The following is a 20440-nucleotide window of genomic DNA, read 5'->3' on the forward strand; positions in this document are numbered from 1 at the left end:
CTGGCCGAGCTGGCCGTGGCGGCGACGAGCCGGGACCGCTGAGTGCGGCGCGTTCCGGGCCGGACCGACCATGTGGTGGTGGTCGGCGCGGGCCTCGCCGGGCTCTCCGCCGCGCTGCACCTGCTCGGCGCGGGCCGCCAGGTGACCGTGCTGGAGGCCGCGGCCACACCCGGCGGTCGAGCCAGTTCGTCCACAATGGACAGTTACGTGATCGACACCGGTGCCACCGTGCTGACCATGCCTGAGCTGGTGGACGAGGCGCTCGCCGCGGTCGGCACGTCGCTGAGCGAGCGGATCGACCTCGTCCCGCTGGATCCGGCCTACCTGGCGCACTTCGCCGACGGCAGCACGATCGCGGTGCACACCGGCGAGGAGGCGATGGCCGGCGAGGTCGAGCGGGTGGCCGGCGAGCGGGAGGCCGAGGGGTACCGGCGGCTGCGGGCCTGGCTCACCGAGCTGTACCGGGTGCAGCGCGACACGTTCATCGGCGCCAACCTCGACTCGCCACTCGACCTGCTCGTGCCGAAACTGGCGAACCTGGTGGCGCTGGGCGGTTTCGGCCGGCTCGGCCCGGCGGTGGGCCGGTTCCTGCGTGACGAGCGGCTGCGCCGGCTGTTCTCGTTCCAGTCCCTCTACGCGGGCGTGCCGCCGGCCCGGGCGCTGGCCGCCTACGCCGTGATCGCCTATATGGACACCGTGGCCGGCGTGTACTTCCCCCGCGGCGGGGTCGGCGCGGTGGCCCGGGCGATGGCCGCCGCGGCCGCCGAAGCCGGCGCCGTATTCCACTACTCGACCCGGGTGGATCGCTTGGAGCGCAAGGGTTCCCGCGTCACGGCCGTGCACTGCGGCGAGCGCGTCCCGGGCGACGCCGTGGTGCTCACCCCGGATCTTCCGGAGAGCTACCGGCTGCTCGGCATCACCCCGCGCCGCCGGTTCCACTGGTCGCCGTCGGCCGTCGTGCTGCACGCCGGGCTGACTAGGACCTGGCCGGAGCTCGGTCACCACACGGTGTTCTTCGGCGCGCACTGGGACCGGACGTTCCACGAGATCACCGCGGCCGGGCGGCTGATGAGCGACCCGTCGCTGCTCGTCACCCGCCCGACCGCGACCGACCCGGCCCTCGCGCCGCCGGGCCGGCACCTGGTCTCAGTCCTCGCCCCGTGCCCGAACCTCGAGGTCGGTCCTATCGACTGGGCCCGGGTCGGCCCCGCCTACCGCGCCGAGCTGGGTCGGGTGCTCGAGGCCCGCGGGTTGGCCGGCTTCGACGGCGCCGTCGAGGTCGAGCGCCTGGTCACGCCGGCCGGCTGGGCGGCGGCCGGGCTCGGCGCCGGGACCCCGTTCTCGCTGGCCCACACGGTCCGACAGACCGGCCCGTTCCGGCCGCGAAACCTGGTCCCCGGCCTGGAGAACGCCGTGCTCGCCGGCTGCGGCACCACGCCGGGGGTCGGTATTCCACCTGTCCTGATTTCCGGCAAACTTGCGGTAGAACGCATCGTTTGAGACCTGACACCCGATGACAGGGTGAGTACCGAAAAGCGATACTGCTACGGCTTGGTTCGCGATGCCGCACACTGGGTCACGTGCGGCAGGAGGTGGGAGCGCGGATGATTCAGGGACGCCGGGGGTGGTCCAGGCTCGTCGCGCTGCTCGGTCTGGTCGCCCTGCTGGTCACCGCGTGCAGCAACACGGTCAGCGGCGCGCCGGTGCCCGTGGTCATCCCGCCGCCGTCGGCCGCCGAGTCCATCGCGCAGTCCCTGCTGAACCTGGGCGAGGCCGGCGCGGTGCACTACAAGGGCACGTTCACCTCGGCGTCCGACGAGAAGATCACGTTCGACGTCACCGTGTCGTCGGCCGGCGACGTGCTCGGCTCGATCACCGCGGACGGCAACCCGGCCACCATTCTCATGATCAACAAGTCGCTGTTCGTGAAGGCGCCGGCGGCGTTCTGGGCGGCGCTGCGCGGCATCGGCGAGGGCGACGGCAAGGGCACCGCGATCGCGGACCGCTGGGTCAAGCTGCCCTCGGTGCTGCTCGGCGTGGAGTTCGGCGACATGTTCACCCCGGACGGCCTCAGCCAGGACCTGGCCAAGGAGCCCAAGACGGCGGGCGAGGGCGCGCTGGCCGAGCGGCCGAAGACCACCGAGTCGGGCGTCGAGGTGATCAAGATCCCGGTGGAGTCGGGCGCGATCTTCCTGGCCGCCCAGCCGCCGTACGGCCTGGCCAGGCTCACCCTGAGCCGGCTCGGCGCCACCGACAACACCCGGGTCAAGGATCTCGTCGCGGACGTGGCCGACACCTCCGCCGACACCGTCAAGTTCTACCAGGAGCTGGCCAACCAGGCCGCCGGGCTGAACACCGCGGTCGACGCGCTGACCACGGTCAATCAGGGCCCGCACCGGTTCGACCAGTGCGGGGCCAGCAGCTGCTCGCTCATCGTCGAGTTCACCAACACGGCGAAGGTGCCGGTGCGGGTGCACGTCAAGGCGGACTGGACCGGGGACAACGCCCCGCTCGGCTCCTGCGAGACCGAGGTCGGCCCGGTCGCGCCCGGCCAGCCCAGCTCGGCCACCTGCACGCTGTCCTCGCCGGAGTGGGTCAACTTCTGGCAGCGCGCGCACTCCGTCGTCGGCACCCACCCGTACGGCGCGTCCTGGGCGCCGCTGGTCCTCGCCGACGCCCCTGACCTGGGCTCGGTCACCACCCAGGCCTCGGCCAAGCCCGCCGACCCGAAGAACCGCAAGACCGAGGGCAGCCACTACGTCTACACGGTGAAGTACGCCGACAAGGTGTGGAAGTACGGCGTGGCCGGGACGAAGTACTGGCAGGACCACGCCAAGGCGCAGCTGCGCCCGTGCCTGGCCGTCAACCAGGCGCTGTGCACGTTCTCCCTGGTCACCGCCACGGACAACGCGGCGTCGGCGTACGCGCTGCAGCAGCAACTGGTGGCCGGCAACCCCGGGGGCTGCCCGCCGGGACAGTGGGTCAGCTGCAAGCGTTGACGGATCTGGACGCTGCCTACCAGCTGTGCCGGCGCATCAACGCGCGGCACGGCCGCACATACTTCCTTGCCACCCGGCTGCTTCCGGCCGACCGCCGCCCGGCCATCCACGCGCTGTACGGCTTCGCCCGGGTCGCCGACGAGATCGTCGACGCCCCCGGAGTGCCGCCCGCGGACCGCATCACCGCGCTCGACTCGCTGGCCGAAGATCTCCGACTTGTCGTGGGCACTTCCCGCGACAGGTCGGACTTGTCACGGGCACTTCCCGCGACAAGTCGGTTCCTGGTTGCTGTGGGGGACACGGTGGGGCGGTATGGGATCCGGGTGGAGCTGTTCACCGAGTTCCTCGAATCGATGCGGATGGACCTCACGGTCACCGACTACGCCACGTTCGCCGACCTGGAGCGGTACATGTACGGCTCGGCCGGCGCGATCGGCCTGCAGCTCCTTCCGGTGCTGGGCACCGTGGGCCCGCAGGAGGAGGCCGCGCCGGCCGCCGCCGCGCTCGGCGAGGCGTTCCAGCTCACCAACTTCCTCCGCGACGTGGGCGAGGACCTCGACCGCGGCCGGCTCTACCTGCCGTCGGACGAGCTCGCCGCGTTCGGCGTCGACCGCGCCCGGTTGGAGTGGGCACACCGCACCGGTACCACCGACCCCCCGGTCCGCGCCGCCCTGGCCCACCTCGTCGCCTACACCCGCGCCGTCTACCGCCGCGCCGAACCCGGAATCTCCTTGCTCCGCCCCGAATCCCGCCCCTGCGTGCGCACCGCGGCCACGCTCTACCGCGGCATCCTCGACGAGATCGAAGCCGCCGGCTACGCGATCCTGCACCGCCGCGTCACCGTGCCGCCGCGCCGCCGCCTCGCGGTCGCGGCCACCGGCCTCCTCCGGAGAGTTGCGCTGACCGCCATGCCCGGAGTCACTGAGCAGACGCGCCGCTTCAAGAACTAGTGCCCAGAGTCGTCGGTGTGTCGGACGGACACGACGGTTCGACCTACGGCGATATAGGAGTCAGGTGACGAGCGAGTGGGTCAGGAGGCAGCGTCGTGGATGAGTATTTTCTTGGCGACGTCTATGGCGTGAGCCGAAACATTCCTTTCAGCTACACCCCGAGGACGTTGGATGAGCAGTTCCTCGCCGCCCTGGCGGAGGACAAGCATATCGTGCTGTACGGCGGCAACCGGCAGGGCAAGTCCACGTTGGCAAGGAAACATCTGGATCAGGATTCCTGTTGCGTGATTCGCTGCGCCTACGGGCAACGCCGGTACGACGTGTACCGAATGCTGCTGCGAGAGACTGGCGCGTCGGTCGCCGTTGAGCGAAAGAGAAGGAGAGCGCGCGGCATCGGCGCCAAGGTGAGCATATTCTCGGGGGATTTCAAGTCGGATTCAGAAACGACAGAGCGCACGATCGATATTGACATCGGAAATATCAACGACGTCCTCCGGGTCGTGGCCGACAACGGTTTCGAGAAGACCGTAATCATCGACGACTTCCAGTACCTGGGTGTGGGTGACCAGCGGGAAATAGCCGAGGACCTGAAGGTCATCTATGAGAAGAGCTCCATCAAAGTCATCATCATGGGCACCTGGGAAGAGGAGGACCGGCTGGTCAACCTGAATGGCAACCTGGCGGGCCGGGTCCTGTCGATATACGCCGGATCCTGGAGCGCCGACGGTCTGGCCGAGGTGGTCAGGGCAGGTGAGGAACTCCTGAATGTTCAGTTCACGGACGAGATCAAGGGGCGGCTGGTCGCCGCCGCGGAGGGCAGCGTCGGCCTGCTGCAGGAGCTGTGCTACCGGCTGTGCGCATCGGCGGGAATCACATCCAACCTTGACCGCCGGGTTCGGGTGGATGACGTTGCGCTCGTCGATGACGCCGTGAACAAGGTGCTCGCGGTCAACTCTCCCCGGTTCCGGCGGTTCATCACGTCCTACTCGACCTATAAGAAGTACCGCTACGGCCGGCCTAGCCTCAGCCGCAAATGGATCATGCACTACCTGCTGACCGTCGAACCGGAGGTGCTCCTGCGGGCCGCGACGATGGAAGAGATGTTCGAATCAATTCAGCGGCTATACCCGAACGAGACCGCCAATGAAGAGTACACTGTCGAGAAATTGACCAAGCAGGCTCGAAAAATCTGGCGCCTGCAACGAGCCATCGGTATTCAGCCCACGATTCTGGCGTTCAACGACACGACCGAGACGCTAACCATCGTCGATCGAACCTTCGTCCTGTTCCTTCGCCACTCGGACCGGGCCCGGCTGGTTGCCTACCTACCCGACGGTGGTCGCGACGCCGTGGATGTGGACGGCGACGTCTCAGCCGGCAACCAACTCGTCGTTCCCCACCGAGGGCAGTATGTCCCCCGCTGAGGCGCCCTAGAAGGCGAGGGCTTGGGCTCGGCGTTTGACCTCGGTGCCGCGGTTGGTGCGGAGGGCGTCGATGGGGGTGCCGGGGAGGGAGTCGTCGGCGGTGAACAGCCAGCGCATGATGTCGTCCGGGGTGAAGCCGGAATCGGTGAGCACGGTGATGGTTCCGGGCAGGCCCTTGACGACGGCGCCGTCGTCGGTGAGGAAGACGGCGGGGACGGCGAACGCGCCGCCACGTCGGATGGCGAGCAGTTGACCGTCCCGCAACAACTGCTGGACCCGGGTGACCGGCAGGTCGAGCCGGGCGGCGACATCGGGCAGTTGCAGCACTTCAACGCCGGGATCGAGGGTGTCCTCGGCGGACGGAATCGGACTCACGCCAGCACCTCGCAAGCTCGGTGCTGGCAACCCCGCCACCTCGTTCCTCGGTGGCGGGGCAGTGCTTGATGGTTCGCTCCGCAAGCTCCGCTCACGCGAACACCATGCCATACGAAAGTCTGATGGGCGACGAGTAGGCACGCCGGCTCTTGCGTCACAAATCGGCGAGCCGACCCCGCGCTCACGTGGCGCTCCGTACCATCGACGATCGTGGAGGACAGCCTGGCGGGTGCCCTGCTCGAGCAGCGGTACCGGGTGGACGCGCTGCTTGCCCGCGGCGGCATGTCGGCCGTCTACCGCGGGCTGGACACCAGGCTGGACCGCCCGGTCGCCATCAAGATCATGGATCCGCGGTTCGCCGCCGACCACGCGTTCGTGGAGCGGTTCGAGCGCGAGGCCCGGTCCGCCGCCAAGATCCACCACCCGAACGTCGTCGCCGTGCACGACCAGGGGCTCGACGGCGACCACGTGTTCCTGGTGATGGAGCTGGTCGACGGCGGCACGCTGCGCGACCTGATCACCGAGCGCGGCGCGCTGGGTGCCCCGCTGGCCCTGTCGATCATGGAGCCGGTGCTCATGGCGCTGGCCGCCGCGCACCGGGAGGGCCTGGTACACCGCGACGTGAAGCCGGAGAACGTGCTGATCGGCGCGAACGGCGTGGTCAAGGTGGCCGACTTCGGCCTGGTCCGGGCCATGGCCAGCGCCGGAACCACGAGTAGCAGCGTCATCCTCGGCACCGTCGCCTACCTCTCCCCCGAGCAGGTCACCACCGGCGCCGCGACCGGCCGCGGCGACGTCTACTCGGCCGGCATCCTGCTCTACGAGATGCTCACCGGCGGCCCGCCCTACGTCGGCGACACCCCACTGTCCATCGCCTACCGGCACGTCAACGACGACGTCCCGGCGCCGGGCTCGGGACTGATATTTGTCGATGAGCTGGTGCAGCGGGCCACCCGGCGGGACCCGGCCAGCCGCCCGCTGGACGCCGGCGCGTTCCTGATCGACCTGCAGCGGGTGCGCGCGGCCGGGCCGATCCCGCGGGTGCCGGTGCCGGTGCCGCACTACCACCTGGTGGACCGCACGATCCCGGTGCCGGCCGAGGACCAGGTGCGGGCGCTCGGACTCGAGCTGCCGGACCCGGAGGCCACCCTCGTACCGGATCCGGTGAGCTCGGCGACCACCGTGCGCCGGATGCCGGCCGGCTACCAGGCCGTCGGGCCGCAGGGCACCCGGGCGATGCTGCGCACCGACCTTTCGCAACCGGCCGCGCCGGTGCTGACCGCGCCCCCGCCGGCGCCGCCCAGCCCGCCGTACGGCAACCCGCGCACCGGCGGGCGGCCGATGCCGGTGCCGCGGCCGCGGAAACGGGCGAACCGGATCGTGCTGTGGAGCCTCCTCGGCGCGCTCCTGCTGGCCGGCGGCGGCACCGCGACCTGGTGGTTCACGTCGGGCCGCTGGACGTCGGTGCCCGCGGTGACCGGCCAGGACCAGAACGGCGCCGAGCAGGCGCTGCGCGACGCCGGCCTCAACCCGGACGTCCAGAAGAAGCGCGACGACACGGTCGCGGCCGGCAAGGTGATCCGGACCGACCCGGCCGGCGGCATGCGGGCGCTCCGCGGCGACCGGATCAAGCTGGTCGTCTCCAGCGGCCGGCCGGTCGTGCCGGACGTGCGGCGCGGCGCCACCGTGGACGAGGCCAAGAGCCTGATCACCGACGCCGAGCTGACCCCGGGCACGGACGACGGCCGCAACGAGTTCGACGACGCCGTGCCCAAGGGCGCGGTGCTCACGCTGGACCCGAAGCCGGGCTCCCAGCTCAACCTCGGCGCGCGGGTCACGATCGTGGTCAGCAGGGGCGCCAAGCCGAAGCCGGTGCCCGACGTGCGGGGCAAGACCAGGGACGAGGCGTTCAAGATCCTGACCGACGCCGGCTTCCAGCCGTTCGACGGCGAGAAGGAGTTCTCCCCCGACGTCGACGGCGGACACGTGATCAAGACCGATCCGCCGGCCAACAAGGAGCTCGACGACGATGACAACCTGCGGGTCTCGGTGATCGTGTCCAACGCGGTCACCGTCCCGGATGTCGGACAGAAGACCGTCGGCGAGGCGAAGACCACCCTGGAGGGTCTCGGGCTCGAGGTGGACGTCCAGCAACTCGGCCCGAACAACGACAACAGCCAGGTGTTCGCCCAGTCCCCGGGGGCCGGCAACCGCGTCGAGCCGGGCACGAAGGTCATCCTCGTCGCCTTCCCCTGACAGCCATCCCGACACGCCGTCAGACAACGCGCACAGGCGTCAGACATCCATGATATTGTCTCGCTCATGACAACGACCGTGCCTGAGTATTCCCAGCTATCGAGCCATTTCACGGACGAGCCGCCAGAGTGGGTCACCCCAACGGTCGACTGTCTGACATTGAGCGTCCGTCAGACACCTTGGTACCCTCCCCCCATGCTGCCCGAACTACCCGAAGTGCCGCCCAACCTGCCCACGATCGACATCGTCTTTCCCCAGGAGCGGTTGCGGCACCAGATCACCGTGCGCGAGCTGTCGCGGCACACGGCGCACGTGCTCGAGCGGGTCGACGCGGGCGAGACGATCGAGGTCACCCGCAACGGAGAACCGGTGGCCGTGCTGTCACCACCGGACGTCGAGGAGGCCACCGTGCGAGGTTTGATCAAGGCAGGCATTCTGCCGCCCGACTGGCGGGAGCAGCAGGTCGAGCTGCGGCAGTACCTGCTGGACAACCCGCCGCTGCCCGCCGAACCGGGTCAGCGGCCACTGTCCGAGGTTCTGATCGAGATGCGCGAGGAGGAGACGCATTGATCATCTACCTCGACGCGTGTGCGGTCGTGAAGTTGATCAGAAGGGAGGAACACAGCGGCGCGCTGGCCGAACATCTCGCTTCGGCTGGCGCCAACATGATCAGTAGCGAGTTGACCAGAGTCGAGGTGTGTCGAACGCTGATTCGTGACGGCCAGCGGGAGTCGACCCGGGCGAAGTCCGACCAGTTGCTGAACAAGATCGCCAAGTTGCCGGTGGGAACGATCATCGACCTTGCCGGCGATCTCCCCCACCGAAACCTGCGAACCCTCGATGCGTTGCATATGGCCACCGCGCAGATGTTGGGGCCGGCCGTGACCGAGTTCATCACCTACGACAAGCGGCTCGCCAAGGCCGCCGAGGAAGCCGGGCTGCCCCTGGTCATGCCCGGGGTCAACTGAACGGAGAGTCATGAGTTCCACGGCGTTGCTGGGCTTCACGCTGATCGCCCTGCTCACGGTGGTCACACCCGGCCTGGACAGCATGCTCGTGGTGCGGCATTCCCTGGTCGGTGGGCGGCGATCGGGAGTCGCGGTCGTGCTCGGCACCACCGCCGGCTGCCTGATCTGGGCCACCGCCAGCCTCGCCGGGCTGACGGCGCTGCTCACCGCGTCCCGGCTGGCCTACGACATCGTGCGCATCCTCGGCGCGATCTACCTGGTCTGGCTCGGCACCACCATGCTGTGGAAGACGATCCGCCACCGGCACCACACCGACGCCGCCGCGATCCCAACCACCAAACCCGGCCTGGCCAAAGCCTTCCGCGCCGGCCTCGGCACCAACCTGCTCAACCCCAAGCCCGGCGTCTTCTACATGAGCCTGCTTCCCCAGTTCCTGCCAGGCGGCCCCGCCAACCTTGCCTGGGGCCTCCTCCTTGTCGCGATCCACCTCGCCATCGGCCTCGTCTGGCTCCCCCTCCTCGCCTGGACCGCCGACCGCGCCCGCCACCTCTTCGCCCGCGCCCGCCTCCGCCGCTGGCTCGACCGCGTCACGGCCACCGTTCTCATCGGATTGGGCGTCAAGCTCGCTGTGGAGGCACGGTAGCGGCGTGGGTCAGGGTCTCCACCGATGGTGGCCAGGCCGCGGCCACGTAACGCAGCAGCCGGGCGAGGTTCTCCAGCCCCTCGGCCAGCGTGTGCATCATCTCGACATGGCTGCCGGCCGGGTGATCCGGCTCGGGCGTGAAATGGGCGATCCTGCGTTGCGCGCGTTCGGCCAGGGCCGCCCGGTGCAGCGCGAGCAGCCGGTCATCCTTCGGGTTCAACGCCCGGGCGTAAGAAGCCATTAGACCATTCGGTGGAATACGATATCCCCGTTCGTAGTCGACCAGTCCGCTGTGTGCCGTCATACCCAGAGCGCGGGCCATTTGGCGTAGCGACAGTCCCCTTTCCTGGCGAAGCCGGAACAATTCCCGGCCCAATAACTCGGCCGCCGATCTCGAGCTGCTGCCAGTCGAGGACTCCATCACCGCTACCCCAACACCTTGCTGCCACCAGGATCCCGCCATCAGATCATTGCGGAACGGAGCGCGCAGTCGCATCGGCCAAACGGGCGTAGCGTTCGCTCGCTGTTCCGAAACTGTTCCAGACCAGCCGAAACAGCACCGTCCGGGTGCTATCTATTTCATGCCGCGATCGATCGAGCGGTTGTCCAAATCATAGGGAGGGTCCACCGATGAAGACCGCCACCAGGATGAAGAAGATCACCGTGCGCCGCGCCGGCGACATTCGTCTCACCACCGCGACCTGCGACATCCCGTACGTGCAGAACGCCTGAGCCAGGCTGCGAGAGGGGGCCGGCGAGTAAGTACGGCCCCCTCGAGCATGGTGAGCGGAGGAGACCCGATGCGCGACACGACCGTGGCGTTCCACGAGTTGAGCTTTGTCCCCGAAGGCGACGAGGTCGTGGTCGGCCGCAAGGACACCGGCTCGTACGCCGTGCTGCCCTCGGACGGTGCCGCCCTGCTCGGCCGGCTCACCGACGGCGAACCGCTGGACGAGGCCGCGCGGTGGTACGAGTCCACCTTCGGCGAGCCGGTGGACATCGATGACTTCCTGGAAACCTTGCGGGATCTGGGTTTCGTCCGGGCCGGTGGCACCGAGACCCCACCGCCGCAACGGGTGCGGCTGCGCCGGCTCGGCCGCCTGGTGTTCTCGCCTGCGGCATGGCTGTGCTACGCGGCGATCGTCGTCGCGTGGGTCGTCGCCACCGCCGGGCATCACGAACTGCTGCCCAATCCGCACCAGATCTTTTTCACCTCGTCGCTGGTGCTGGTGCAACTGGGCATCACCGTCGGCCAGGTGCCGCTGATCTTCCTGCACGAGGCCAGCCACATGCTGGCCGCCCGCCGGCTGGGCCTGGCCAGCCGGCTCGGCATGAGCAACCGGTTCACCTACGTCGTGTTCGAGACGCGGATGAACGGGCTGCTGAGCGTGCCGGGCGGCAAGCGGTACCTGCCGCTGCTGTCCGGGATGGCCACCGACGTGGTGGTGCTGAGCTTGCTCGGGCTGCTCGCTGCGGCGACCCGGCACGCCGACGGCACGTTCTCCCTTGCCGGGCGCGTCGCCCTGGCCCTGGCCTTCACGGTGGTCATGCGGTTGGGCTGGCAGTTCCAGTTCTACCTGCGGACCGACCTGTACTACGTGCTCGCCACCGCCCTGCGCAGCCACGACCTGCACGAGGTAAGCACCACGGTGCTGCGTAACCGGATCTGGCGCCTGCTGGGCCGGCCGGAGCGCATGGTGGACGAGCGGCAGTGGAGCGAGCGGGACCGGCGGATGGGCCGCTGGTACGGCCCGCTGGTCGTGCTCGGGATCGCCGTGATGCTCGCGCTGACGATCCTCGCGACCGTGCCGGTGGTGTGGTACTACGCGGGCACAATCGCGCGGCACCTCGGCACCGGCCGGTTCGACCTGGAGTTCGCCGACGCCGTGTTCTCCCTCGTCTTCAATGCCGGATGGGTGTTCCTGGCCGTATACCTGGCCAAACGCAAGCGCAGGGAGGCAGCGCCTAACCGTCCATATCAGACAGCCGCGGAGTGATGGAGATGCCGCACCTGCACATCACCGGCGAGCGCCGGGCGGACCGGCTGCGCTGCGTGGCCGAGCACGGCCCGCACACGGTGATCGCGTCCTGCCACCGGAACCTGCGCGGCCCGTACACCGGCGTGGACACCGTGCTGCGCGCGGTGCTTCCCGAGGCGCGCCAGCGGTGGCCGGAGCTGATCGAGGCACACCGGATGGAGCTGCTCTACGGCATGCCCGAGCTGGCCGAGCTGATCGGCCCGGCGCCGCGGACGCTGGCCTCGGCCGGGCCGTTCGAGCAGCGCACCCGCTACTACGGCGTCTCCATGATCCGATGCATGAGCCAGGGCGTGGTCACGTTCCTGATCAACCACGCCCGCCGGCTGGCGGCGACGGGTGCGCCCGCTCCGTCCCTGGTGTTCGAGGACCTCCGCGCCGCCGAGCGCACGGCGCAGGAACTGGTGGCGCTGCTGGTCCGCCGGGCCGATCCAGCCGAACTGCGGGTGGTGGCGTCCGAGGCGGGCGCCGAGTTGCCTACCGAACTCGCCGGGGTGCTGGCCCGATTCGCCCGGCCGGTCCGCGCGGCGACCGGGGACCGTGGCCCGGACCGCCGCACCCCGGAGGAGCTGGCGCGGGCCTACGTGTGGGCCGACGGCACCGGCGACGACCCTGCCGAGCACGCGGCGTATCTGGCTGCCGACCCGCACCTGCGGCGGACGCTGCACGACCGGCGGGCCGCGGAGCTGACGTCCGGTGCGTCGCGGGGCACCCTGGTCGGCGCCCTCGCCTACCACCGGGAGCACGGGACCGACCCCGGCGGCGCCGGCCTGCGGGCCCTGTTCGAGGCCTTCCAGTTCTGCGTGGAGGCTGGGTTCTCCGCGTCGGTCGTCGACCTCGGCACGCGGTTCCGCGCGATCGCCGACCCGGTGGCCGACGCGGACCGGTTCCGCCTGGTCACCAACCACACCGGCTCCGCCCTCGTCGGGCTCGGCCGGCTGGACGAGGCGATGGAGTTGTACCAGGAGCTGCGCCGCCGCTACACCTCACCGAAGGTGCACGCGACGGCGAGCTACGCCATCGCCATGCTGTACACCCGGTTCTTCCGGCCGCGCGACCACGATGCGGCGCTCGGCTGGCAGAACAACGCATGCGCGCTGGCTTCGCTGCTGCCCGACCCCGACGAGCGGCGCACCCTGGAGGTCTTCCACGCCAACGGGCTCGCGCTGATCGAGATGCACCGCGGCAACCTGGACCGGGCGCTCGAGCTGGTGACCGGATGCCAGGCCCGGCTGGACGCGGAGCTCGGCGCCGGGGAGTGGGCGTTGCACCGCTCCCAGCTGCTCTACAACCGGGCCCGGCTGCTCGCCGCGCTCGGCCGCAGCGACGAGGCATACGCCGCCTTCACCACGCTGATCGAGCTGGACCCGTACTACACCGACTACCTCAGCGAGCGTGCCAAGATCTCCCGCCGGCGGGGTGATGTCGCGGCCGCGCTGGCCGACTACGACCGGGCCGTCGCGCTGGCCCCGCCGTTCCCGGAGCTGTACTACAACCGGGGCACCGCCCGCGTGCAGACCGGCGACGTCGACGGCGCGCTGGGCGACTTCGACTACGTGCTCGAGATGGAGCCCGACGACCTCGACACCCGGCTGTGCCGCGCGGAAGTGTTGCTGGACAAGGGGATGCTCGACGAAGCCGAGGCGGACGTGGTGGCCGGCGCGGCCATCAGACCCGACGAGCCGCGGCTGCTCTGCCTGTGGGGCGGCATCTCACTGGAGCGCGACGAGCCTGCCGCAGCGCTCCGGCAGCTCGACGCCGCTCTGGCCGCCGACCCGGACTATCCCGCGGCGCTGGTCAACCACGCCGTCGCGCACTACCGCCTGAGCAACCCGCTCGCCGCCGCGGAGGACCTGACCCGAGCGCTGGAGCTCACCGGCGACGACCCGGACGTCCTGCTCAACCGCGGGATGGCGTACGCGGCGGCGGGCCGGCTCGAGGCCGCCCTGCGCGACTTCACCGCCGCGCTCGCACTACCCGACGCCGACATCGTCGAGCTGCTCCACCAGCAGGCGCGGTGCCAGGAGCTGCTCGCCGGAGTGTGAGCGAGAAACCCCGGCTCAGGAGCGGAGCATCTCCGCAACGAGGAAGGCGAGTTCGAGGGACTGCTGGGTGTTGAGGCGCGGGTCGCAGGCGGTTTCGTAGCGGCCGTGGAGGTCGGCTTCGGAGATGTCCTGGGCGCCGCCGAGGCATTCGGTGACGTCTTCGCCGGTGAGCTCGATGTGGATGCCGCCGGGGTGGGTGCCGAGGCGGCGGTGCACCTCGAAGAAGCCCTGGACCTCGTCGACGATGCGGTCGAAGTGGCGGGTCTTGTAGCCGGTGGAGGACTCGTGGGTGTTGCCGTGCATCGGGTCGCACTGCCAGATGACCTTGTGGCCGGAGGCGGTGACCTCCTCGATGATCGGCGGGAGGACCTCGCGGACCTTGGCGTTGCCCATCCGGCTGATCAGCGTGAGGCGGCCCGGGGTGTTGTAGGGGTCGAGGCGCTTGATGTACTCGACGGCCTGGCTGGGGGTGGTGGTCGGGCCGATCTTGACGCCGATCGGGTTGGCGAGCAGCTCGGCGAAGGCGATGTGGGCGCCGTCGAGCTGGCGGGTGCGCTCGCCGATCCAGAGGAAGTGGGAGGACAGGTCGTAGAGGCGCGGCTCGTCGCCGGTGGTGTCCATGCGGAGCATCGCGCGCTCGTAGTCGAGCAGCAGCGCCTCGTGGGACGCGAAGATCTCGGTGGTGTGCAGGGTGGAGTCGGTCACGCCGCACGCGGCCATGAACCGCAGGCCGCGGTCGATCTCGGTGGCCAGCGCCTCGTAGCGCTCGCCGGCCGGGGAGGTGCGGACGAAGTCCTTGTTCCAGTCGTGCAGGTTGGTCAGGTCCGCCATGCCCGCGGCGGTGAGCGCGCGGAGCAGGTTCATGGCCGCGCCGGCGTTGGCGTAGGCGCGAATCATCCGGCCGGGGTCGGGAGTGCGCGCCTCGGGGGTGGCCACCAGCGAGTTGATGATGTCCCCGCGGTACACCGGCAGGCCGAGGTGGTCGTTGGCGTTGCTGCGCGGCTTGGCGTACTGGCCGGCGAACCGCGCGACCTTCAGCACCGGCAGGCTGGCGCCGTAGGTGAGCACGACCGCCATCTGCAGCAGGGTGCGGATGTTGCCGCGGATGTGCGGCTCGGTGTTGTCGGCGAACGTCTCCGCGCAGTCCCCGCCCTGCAGCATGAACGCCTCACCGCGGGCCACGGCGGCCAGCCGCTCGCGCATCCGGTCGATCTCGGGCGGCACGGTGATCGGCGGCACGCTCTCCAGCAGGGTCCGAACCTGGCGCACCTGATCGGGTTCCGGCCAGTCGGGCTGCTGGGCGGCCGGGCGGGCGAGCGCCTCGTCCAGGGCGGCACGCAGGTTCGGCGGCAGCGGCGGAAGCTCGGGCAGCGTGTCCACCGGCACGTCCACGGTCCAGTTCACACCGCAAGGGTATGAGGTCGGGATACTTGATCGATACGCGGCACGATGATTGCCTTCCGCGTATGACGGAGGAAACGCCGACGCTGTACGAGTGGGCCGGCGGCGCCGAGGCGCTGCGGAAGCTCTTCGACCGGTTCTACGAGCACGTCCGCGCCGACGACGTGCTGGCGCCGGTGTTCGCCGGGATGGACGCCGAGCATCCGAAGCACGTGGCGGCCTGGCTGGGCGAGGTGTTCGGCGGCCCCAAGGACTACTCCACCCAGCGCGGCGGGCACGCGCACATGATCGGCCGCCACCTCGGCCGGGCGCTCACCGAGACCCAGCGCCGGCGCTGGGTGGCCCTGCTCATCGACACCGCCGACGAGGTGGGTCTGCCCGACGACCCGGAGTTCCGCGCGTCGTTCGTGGGCTACCTGGAGTGGGGCACCCGGATGGCCGTCATGCTCTCCCAGCCGGGGGTGGAGGCACCCGCAGACTCGCCCATGCCGACCTGGGACTGGGCGCTGCCGCCGTACCAGCCCTAAGCCATGGCCGGACGGTGACCGGCCCAGGGGTGGGCGCGCTCGTACTGGCCGGCCAGGGAGAGCAGGCGGCGCTCGGCGAAGGCGGGGCCGACGAGCTGGACGCCGATCGGGAGGCCGAGGGAGTCGAAGCCGACCGGGACGGCGGCGCCCGGGTAGCCGAGGACGTTCCAGGTGGGGAAGTACGGGATGCCCATCGAGACGCCGGCGAACGTGGTGGACATGCCGCGGCCGTGGTAGCGGCCGACCCGGGGTTGGCGGCCGGTCCAGCCGGGTTGCAGGATCACGTCGTAGTCGGCGAAGAACGCTCGCATCCGACTGTCCAATTCGGACTCGGCGGCGCGCGTCCTGGCCAGCGTGCCATCAGGGATGCGCCGGCCGACCGCGGCGATCCGGCGGGTGCGGGTTTCCACCCATTCCGGGTGCGGCAGCGTGGCGAGATCGTCGGACACGCCGCGGAAGTAGCGGACCAGGAACTGCGGCAGCGGCGCCGCGCCGAGCGGCGGGTCGGTCTCCTCGACGGTGTGGCCCAGCGCGCGGAGCCGGTCCGCGGTCTCCAGGGTGGCCCGCTTGCGCTGCGCCTCGATGATCGGCTTGCCCAGTGGCGTGCGCCAGGACAGGGCGATCCGGAGGCTGCCGGGGTCGGCGTCCGCGGCCGCCCGGTAGGTGCCGGTGTCGCCCTCGCCCAGGGCCGCGCGGAGGTCGGCCACCACGTCCAGCATCGCGGCGGCGTCGGCCACTTTTCGACCCAGCGGGCCGATCACCGACAACCCGTGCCAGTGCTCCTCGTCGTCGCCGCTGGGGATCAGCCCGCGGGTTGTCTTCAGGCCGAAGACGCCGCACGCCCCGGCCGGGACGCGCACCGAGCCGCCACCGTCGGAACCCGTTGCCACACCGACGATCCCGGCGGCGATGGCGGCGGCCGAACCACCCGAGGAACCGCCCGGCGTGTGGTCGAGGCCCCACGGGTTGCGGGTCGCGCCGTGGGTGAGCGTCTCGGTGAACGGCCACAGGCAGCGGTCCGGCACCCGGGTGTGCCCGACGATCACCGCGCCGGCCGCGCGCAGCCGCGCCACCACCGGACTGTCCCGCTCGGCCGGTGGGAACTGCGGCCGCCCGCCCATGCCGGTGACGTCGCCGGCCACGTCGAGGTCGTCCTTCACCGCGACCGGCACCCCGAGCAGCGGCGTGCGCTCACCGGCGTCGATCCGCTGCTGCGCGGCCTTCGCGGCGTCCCGGGCGGCGTCCGCATAGCTGATCCGGAACGCGTTCAGCACCGGGTTGACCTGATCAAGCCGGCGCAGCACCGCCTCGGTCAGCCCGACCGCCGACACCGACCCGTCCCGCAGCGCGGCGGCCTGCGCGTCCGCCCCGGCCCACAGCAGCTCCTCGACATCCATGCCGGCCACCCTATGCCTGGGCGCACACCGTGTGCGGACCTGCGCTGCGGATCAACGGAACCTCAGGGGACCGTGACGGCACCCAGCCACAATCCACCTGACAACCGCACCGTCTGCTGGAACGTAACGACAGCAGTTAATTCCGGAGAGGCGGGACTGTTCAGCCGAAGAAGACCTCGGCCTCCTGATAGCGCTCCAGCGGCACGGTCTTCAGCTCCGCCGTGGCCTCGGCCAGCTTGACCCGCACGATGTCGGTGCCGCGCAGCGCCACCATGACGCCGAAGTCGCCGTCGTGCACGGCGTCCACGGCGTGCAGGCCGAACCGCGTGGCCAGCACCCGGTCGTAGGCGGTCGGCGTGCCGCCGCGCTGGACGTGGCCGAGCACCACGGCGCGCGACTCGGCCCCGGTGTGCCGGGAGATCTCGTCGGCCAGCCACGCCCCGATGCCGCCGAGCGCGACGTGCCCGAACGAGTCCTTCTCGCCGCTCTGCAGCATCTCCGCGCCGCCCTCCGGCTTCGCCCCTTCGGCCACCACGATGATCGGCGCGTACTCCCGCTCGAACCGCCGCTTCACCCAGGAGACCACCTTCGCCACGCTGAACGGCCGCTCCGGCACCAGGATCACGTTCGCGCCGCCGGCGAGCCCGGAGTGCAGCGCGATCCAGCCCGCGTGCCGGCCCATCACCTCGACCACCAGTGCGCGCCGGTGCGACTCGGCCGTGGTGCGCAGCCGGTCGATGGCCTCGGTCGCGATGTGCACCGCGGTGTCGAAGCCGAACGTGTAGTCGGTGGCGGCGAGGTCGTTGTCGATCGTCTTCGGCACGCCGACCACGCCCACGCCGTCGTCGGTGAGCCGCTTGGCGACGCCGAGGGTGTCCTCCCCGCCGATCGCCACGAGCGCGTCCACGCCCTGGTCGGCGAGCACACGCTTGATCCTCTCGACGCCGCCCTCGGTCTTGTACGGGTTCGTCCGCGAGGAGCCCAGGATCGTGCCGCCGCGGACCAGGATGTCCTCGACCTCGGCCAGGCCGAGTGACTTGGTGAGCCCCTCCAGCGGGCCCTGCCAGCCGTTGCGGAACCCGACCAGGTCCCAGCCGTACACCTCGATCCCCTTGCGGACCACCGCTCGTATGACGGCGTTCAACCCGGGGCAGTCACCACCACCGGTGAGCAAACCAACGCGCATGTGCCGATCCTCCATCCGGACGCTCGAGGCGGACTGGTCGCCAGTAAGGGCGACGGTGACGGCTGACAGGGTGCCACCTTCTGGATCGGTGCAGCAATCCGCCCTCGGTACTGTGCCGATAGATACCAATCCGCCGTAAGCAGGCCGTTACCTCCCGTTCACCGGGCATCTTGGAGGGCCTGCTCACGGCTCCTTGCTATGTGGCAGGAAACCCCAGCCGAACACGTTCGGCCTCGATTACCCGCCACCGCGCAAGGTTATGCCGGGCGTCGGCGAGGGCGTCGTGCGCGTCCTGCGGAGGGTCGGGCAGCGGCGGTTTGCCCACGTCCTCCCAGCGCTGCCGCAGTTCCCGGGTGAACCGGGGCAGCGCCCGGGGCAGCGCCGGCATGTCGCCCCAGAGCTGGGCGAGCGCGACGTGGTCGTAGGCGGCGAACCACGCCCACAGCTCCACCTTCTCGCCGTGCGGGCTGAGGAACTTGATCAGCCGGCTGCGCAGCGTGGCCCGGTCGCACCAGGCCTGGTCGGCCGGCGGCGGGAGCTTGTCCAGCACGTGCTCGCGTACCCACGGGCCGGCCTTGTCCGGGTTGAACTCCGTCGACACCGCGTAGAACTCGCGCCCGTTGTCGTCCACCACACCGATCGAGACCAGGTCGATGGTCAGCCCGTCCTCGATGAACTCGCAGTCGTAGAAGAACCGCATCGAGCGAGCTTATCGGTTTGCTGTCAGCCGGCTTTGGTCTCCGAAACCCGGTCGACCTCGGCCGGCGAGGCCTGGCGCGGCACCAGCGGGCCGGTGGAGGCCATGCCCATCAGCTCCTTGGCCTTGGCCGCGTAGATGTCGACGTACTCCTGGCCGGACAGCTCCATCAGGGTGTACATGATCTCGTCGGTGATCGACCGCTCCACGAACCGGTCGCCGGCCAGGCCGTAGTAGCGGGAGAAGTCCAGCGGCTTGCCGATCTTGATGTGCACCTTGTGCGGCTTCCACATCTTGGAACCGATCGGGTTGACCTTGTCGGTGTCGAACATGGCCACCGGGACCACCGGCACGCCGGCCTCCAGCACCATCCGGGCCATGCCGGTCTTTCCCTTGTACAGCCGGCCGTCCGGCGAGCGGGTGCCCTCCGGGTAGATGCCGAGCAGGTGCCCCTCACGCAGCAGCCGGATGCCGGTGTCCAGCGCGGCCTGCGCGGCGCTGCCGCTGGACCGGTCGATCGGGATCTGCCCCATGCCGGTGAAGAACCACTTCTTGAGCTTGCCCTTGAGGCCGGGCTGGGTGAAGTACTCGAGCTTGGCCGGGAACGTCACCCGCCGCCGGAGCTTCAGCGGGAGGAAGAAGGAGTCGGCGACGGCAAGGTGGTTGCTGGCCAGCAGGGCGCCGCCAGTAGCGGGGATGTTCTCCGCGCCCTCGACCGTAGGCCGGAAGAACAGGTGGAGCACCGGGCCGAGGAACACCCGCTTCATCAACCAGTACAGCACCGCGACCCGCGCCTCCCGTTCCGCCATCCCGCCCGTCGGACGAGCCTACGAAGGCCCCGCACCTGGCACAATCCCGGCGCCGGAACCGTAACGCCGACAGCTGTTACGGAGACTTCGATGTCATCACGGTACATAACGAGGAAACACCGGGCCGAGGTGTCCGCGGGGCTAAGATCACTCGGCAAAATCCCCGCGGACGGCCGACCACCCGGACGCGTGTTCGTGCGACGATGGCCCCATCACCAAGCTGCACGGCCTAGTCGTTGTTGAGGAGGGCCGAGGTGTCGGACCGACCCGAGGATGTCGACGCCGCGTTCCACGCGATCATCGCGGACCTGGAGCGTGAGGGTCTGGGCGCCGACATCACGGCGGACGAGCCGACCGGCGAGGTCCCGACCGTCGTGGACCCCGGCGAGGTGACCACCGGCGAGCCCACCGCGCCGATCCAGGCCTGGCGCGGCCACGAGACCGACTGGGACTGGTCCTGGGGCAGCGACGACGAGCACTACGTCCCGCCCGAGCCGCCGCCGCTCCCCCGGCTGCGCCCAATGACGGTCCTGGCCCTGCTCCTGGTGGTCGTCGGCGTCCTGCTGCTGGTCGCCCCGGGCCTGATCGGGCTCGACCCGCTCATCGCCACCCCGATCTCCCTGCTCGCCCTGGTCTGCGGCTTCGGCCTGCTGTTCCTCCGCATCCGCCGCACCCCACCCGACGCCGACCACGACCACGGCGCGCAGATCTGACGACCGCCCGCGTG

At 70.2% G+C, this 20440-nt stretch carries 19 protein-coding genes; 12 read left to right on the forward strand and 7 right to left on the reverse strand.

The genetic code is table 11. The annotated features are described in order from the left end of the window. Positions 1-42 precede the first annotated feature (42 nt). From crtI to VGR06_RS14205, 4 genes are all read left to right on the forward strand, one after another. A complete protein-coding gene (gene crtI, locus VGR06_RS14190) occupies positions 43-1500 on the forward strand; it encodes a phytoene desaturase family protein (protein ID WP_327559528.1) in 1458 nt (485 codons plus the stop codon). A gap of 104 nt (positions 1501-1604) precedes the next feature. Beyond that, a complete protein-coding gene (locus VGR06_RS14195; protein WP_327559529.1) occupies positions 1605-2999 on the forward strand; it encodes a hypothetical protein in 1395 nt (464 codons plus the stop codon). Then, complete coding sequence (locus VGR06_RS14200; protein ID WP_414637257.1) at positions 2996-3949, forward strand: phytoene/squalene synthase family protein; 954 nt, start codon at positions 2996-2998, stop codon at positions 3947-3949. Before VGR06_RS14195 ends, VGR06_RS14200 begins: the two co-directional genes overlap by 4 nt. 95 nt (positions 3950-4044) lie before the next feature. Next, entirely contained in the window at positions 4045-5373 is a 1329-nt protein-coding gene (locus VGR06_RS14205) for an AAA family ATPase (RefSeq protein ID WP_327559531.1), read from the forward strand. Positions 5374-5379: 6 nt separating this feature from the next. On the opposite strand, the gene VGR06_RS14210 is transcribed toward VGR06_RS14205, so the two are convergent. Continuing rightward, positions 5380-5748, reverse strand: coding sequence for an Rv2175c family DNA-binding protein (locus VGR06_RS14210; protein ID WP_327559532.1), 369 nt, complete (start codon positions 5746-5748; stop codon positions 5380-5382). Positions 5749-5958: 210 nt separating this feature from the next. On the opposite strand from VGR06_RS14210, the gene VGR06_RS14215 reads away from it, so the two are divergent. The 4 genes from VGR06_RS14215 (at position 5959) to VGR06_RS14230 (ending at position 9615) form a co-directional block, all read left to right on the forward strand. Next, positions 5959-8004, forward strand: a complete 2046-nt coding sequence (locus VGR06_RS14215; RefSeq protein ID WP_327559533.1) for a Stk1 family PASTA domain-containing Ser/Thr kinase — start codon at positions 5959-5961, stop codon at positions 8002-8004. A 195-nt stretch (positions 8005-8199) separates the two neighbouring features. Continuing rightward, positions 8200-8574, forward strand: a complete 375-nt coding sequence (locus VGR06_RS14220) for a type II toxin-antitoxin system prevent-host-death family antitoxin (RefSeq protein ID WP_327559534.1) — start codon at positions 8200-8202, stop codon at positions 8572-8574. After that, positions 8571-8972: a type II toxin-antitoxin system VapC family toxin gene (locus VGR06_RS14225; protein WP_327559535.1), complete on the forward strand. Its 402-nt coding sequence runs from the start codon at positions 8571-8573 to the stop codon at positions 8970-8972. The genes VGR06_RS14220 and VGR06_RS14225 overlap by 4 nt, the downstream gene beginning before the upstream one ends. 10 nt (positions 8973-8982) lie before the next feature. Then, complete coding sequence (locus VGR06_RS14230) at positions 8983-9615, forward strand: LysE family translocator (protein WP_327559536.1); 633 nt, start codon at positions 8983-8985, stop codon at positions 9613-9615. On the opposite strand, the gene VGR06_RS14235 is transcribed toward VGR06_RS14230, so the two are convergent. Beyond that, the gene (locus tag VGR06_RS14235) at positions 9590-10111 is read right to left on the reverse strand and encodes a helix-turn-helix domain-containing protein (protein ID WP_327559537.1); all 522 of its coding nucleotides are present in this window, start codon (positions 10109-10111) and stop codon (positions 9590-9592) included. The genes VGR06_RS14230 and VGR06_RS14235 overlap by 26 nt on opposite strands. A gap of 304 nt (positions 10112-10415) precedes the next feature. Between VGR06_RS14235 and VGR06_RS14240 the strand changes: the two genes are divergently transcribed. Together VGR06_RS14240 and VGR06_RS14245 are read left to right on the forward strand one after the other, a co-directional pair. Beyond that, on the forward strand, positions 10416-11612 hold the full coding sequence (locus VGR06_RS14240) for a hypothetical protein (protein ID WP_327559538.1): 1197 nt from the start codon (positions 10416-10418) through the stop codon (positions 11610-11612). Positions 11613-11617: 5 nt separating this feature from the next. Beyond that, positions 11618-13696, forward strand: a complete 2079-nt coding sequence (locus VGR06_RS14245; protein WP_327559539.1) for a tetratricopeptide repeat protein — start codon at positions 11618-11620, stop codon at positions 13694-13696. A gap of 15 nt (positions 13697-13711) precedes the next feature. Here the strand turns inward: VGR06_RS14245 and VGR06_RS14250 are convergent, their stop codons facing one another. Then, positions 13712-15100 (reverse strand): class II 3-deoxy-7-phosphoheptulonate synthase, encoded by a 1389-nt coding sequence (locus VGR06_RS14250; protein ID WP_327559540.1) that lies wholly within the window; start codon positions 15098-15100, stop codon positions 13712-13714. A gap of 62 nt (positions 15101-15162) precedes the next feature. On the opposite strand from VGR06_RS14250, the gene VGR06_RS14255 reads away from it, so the two are divergent. Beyond that, on the forward strand, positions 15163-15624 hold the full coding sequence (locus VGR06_RS14255; RefSeq protein ID WP_327559541.1) for a group II truncated hemoglobin: 462 nt from the start codon (positions 15163-15165) through the stop codon (positions 15622-15624). On the opposite strand, the gene VGR06_RS14260 is transcribed toward VGR06_RS14255, so the two are convergent. From VGR06_RS14260 to VGR06_RS14275, 4 genes are all read right to left on the reverse strand, one after another. Beyond that, the gene (locus VGR06_RS14260) at positions 15621-17021 is read right to left on the reverse strand and encodes an amidase (RefSeq protein ID WP_327559542.1); all 1401 of its coding nucleotides are present in this window, start codon (positions 17019-17021) and stop codon (positions 15621-15623) included. The two genes, VGR06_RS14255 and VGR06_RS14260, sit on opposite strands and share 4 nt — an antisense overlap. A gap of 160 nt (positions 17022-17181) precedes the next feature. Further along, complete coding sequence (locus VGR06_RS14265; protein WP_327559543.1) at positions 17182-18207, reverse strand: 6-phosphofructokinase; 1026 nt, start codon at positions 18205-18207, stop codon at positions 17182-17184. 196 nt (positions 18208-18403) lie between these two features. Continuing rightward, the gene (locus VGR06_RS14270; RefSeq protein ID WP_327559544.1) at positions 18404-18907 is read right to left on the reverse strand and encodes a polyadenylate-specific 3'-exoribonuclease AS; all 504 of its coding nucleotides are present in this window, start codon (positions 18905-18907) and stop codon (positions 18404-18406) included. Positions 18908-18930: 23 nt separating this feature from the next. Next, positions 18931-19686 carry a lysophospholipid acyltransferase family protein gene (locus tag VGR06_RS14275; protein WP_327559556.1) on the reverse strand — a complete coding sequence of 252 codons (756 nt, stop codon included), beginning with the start codon at positions 19684-19686 and terminating at the stop codon, positions 18931-18933. Positions 19687-19967: 281 nt separating this feature from the next. On the opposite strand from VGR06_RS14275, the gene VGR06_RS14280 reads away from it, so the two are divergent. Continuing rightward, positions 19968-20426 (forward strand): hypothetical protein, encoded by a 459-nt coding sequence (locus tag VGR06_RS14280; RefSeq protein WP_327559545.1) that lies wholly within the window; start codon positions 19968-19970, stop codon positions 20424-20426. Positions 20427-20440: the final 14 nt, after the last annotated feature.

Source organism: Actinophytocola sp., assembly GCF_036002505.1.
GTDB lineage: Bacteria > Actinomycetota > Actinomycetes > Mycobacteriales > Pseudonocardiaceae > DASYTH01.

Coding starts and splice junctions, on each gene's coding strand:
- VGR06_RS14245 (WP_327559539.1), top strand. CDS start 11,618: ATGCCGCACCTGCACATCACCGGCGAGCGCCGGGCGGACCGGCTGCGC.
- VGR06_RS14195 (WP_327559529.1), top strand. CDS start 1,605: ATGATTCAGGGACGCCGGGGGTGGTCCAGGCTCGTCGCGCTGCTCGGT.
- VGR06_RS14235 (WP_327559537.1), bottom strand. CDS start 10,111: ATGCGACTGCGCGCTCCGTTCCGCAATGATCTGATGGCGGGATCCTGG.
- VGR06_RS14240 (WP_327559538.1), top strand. CDS start 10,416: ATGCGCGACACGACCGTGGCGTTCCACGAGTTGAGCTTTGTCCCCGAA.
- VGR06_RS14270 (WP_327559544.1), bottom strand. CDS start 18,907: ATGCGGTTCTTCTACGACTGCGAGTTCATCGAGGACGGGCTGACCATC.
- VGR06_RS14220 (WP_327559534.1), top strand. CDS start 8,200: ATGCTGCCCGAACTACCCGAAGTGCCGCCCAACCTGCCCACGATCGAC.
- VGR06_RS14260 (WP_327559542.1), bottom strand. CDS start 17,021: ATGGATGTCGAGGAGCTGCTGTGGGCCGGGGCGGACGCGCAGGCCGCC.
- VGR06_RS14255 (WP_327559541.1), top strand. CDS start 15,163: ATGACGGAGGAAACGCCGACGCTGTACGAGTGGGCCGGCGGCGCCGAG.
- VGR06_RS14265 (WP_327559543.1), bottom strand. CDS start 18,207: ATGCGCGTTGGTTTGCTCACCGGTGGTGGTGACTGCCCCGGGTTGAAC.
- VGR06_RS14230 (WP_327559536.1), top strand. CDS start 8,983: ATGAGTTCCACGGCGTTGCTGGGCTTCACGCTGATCGCCCTGCTCACG.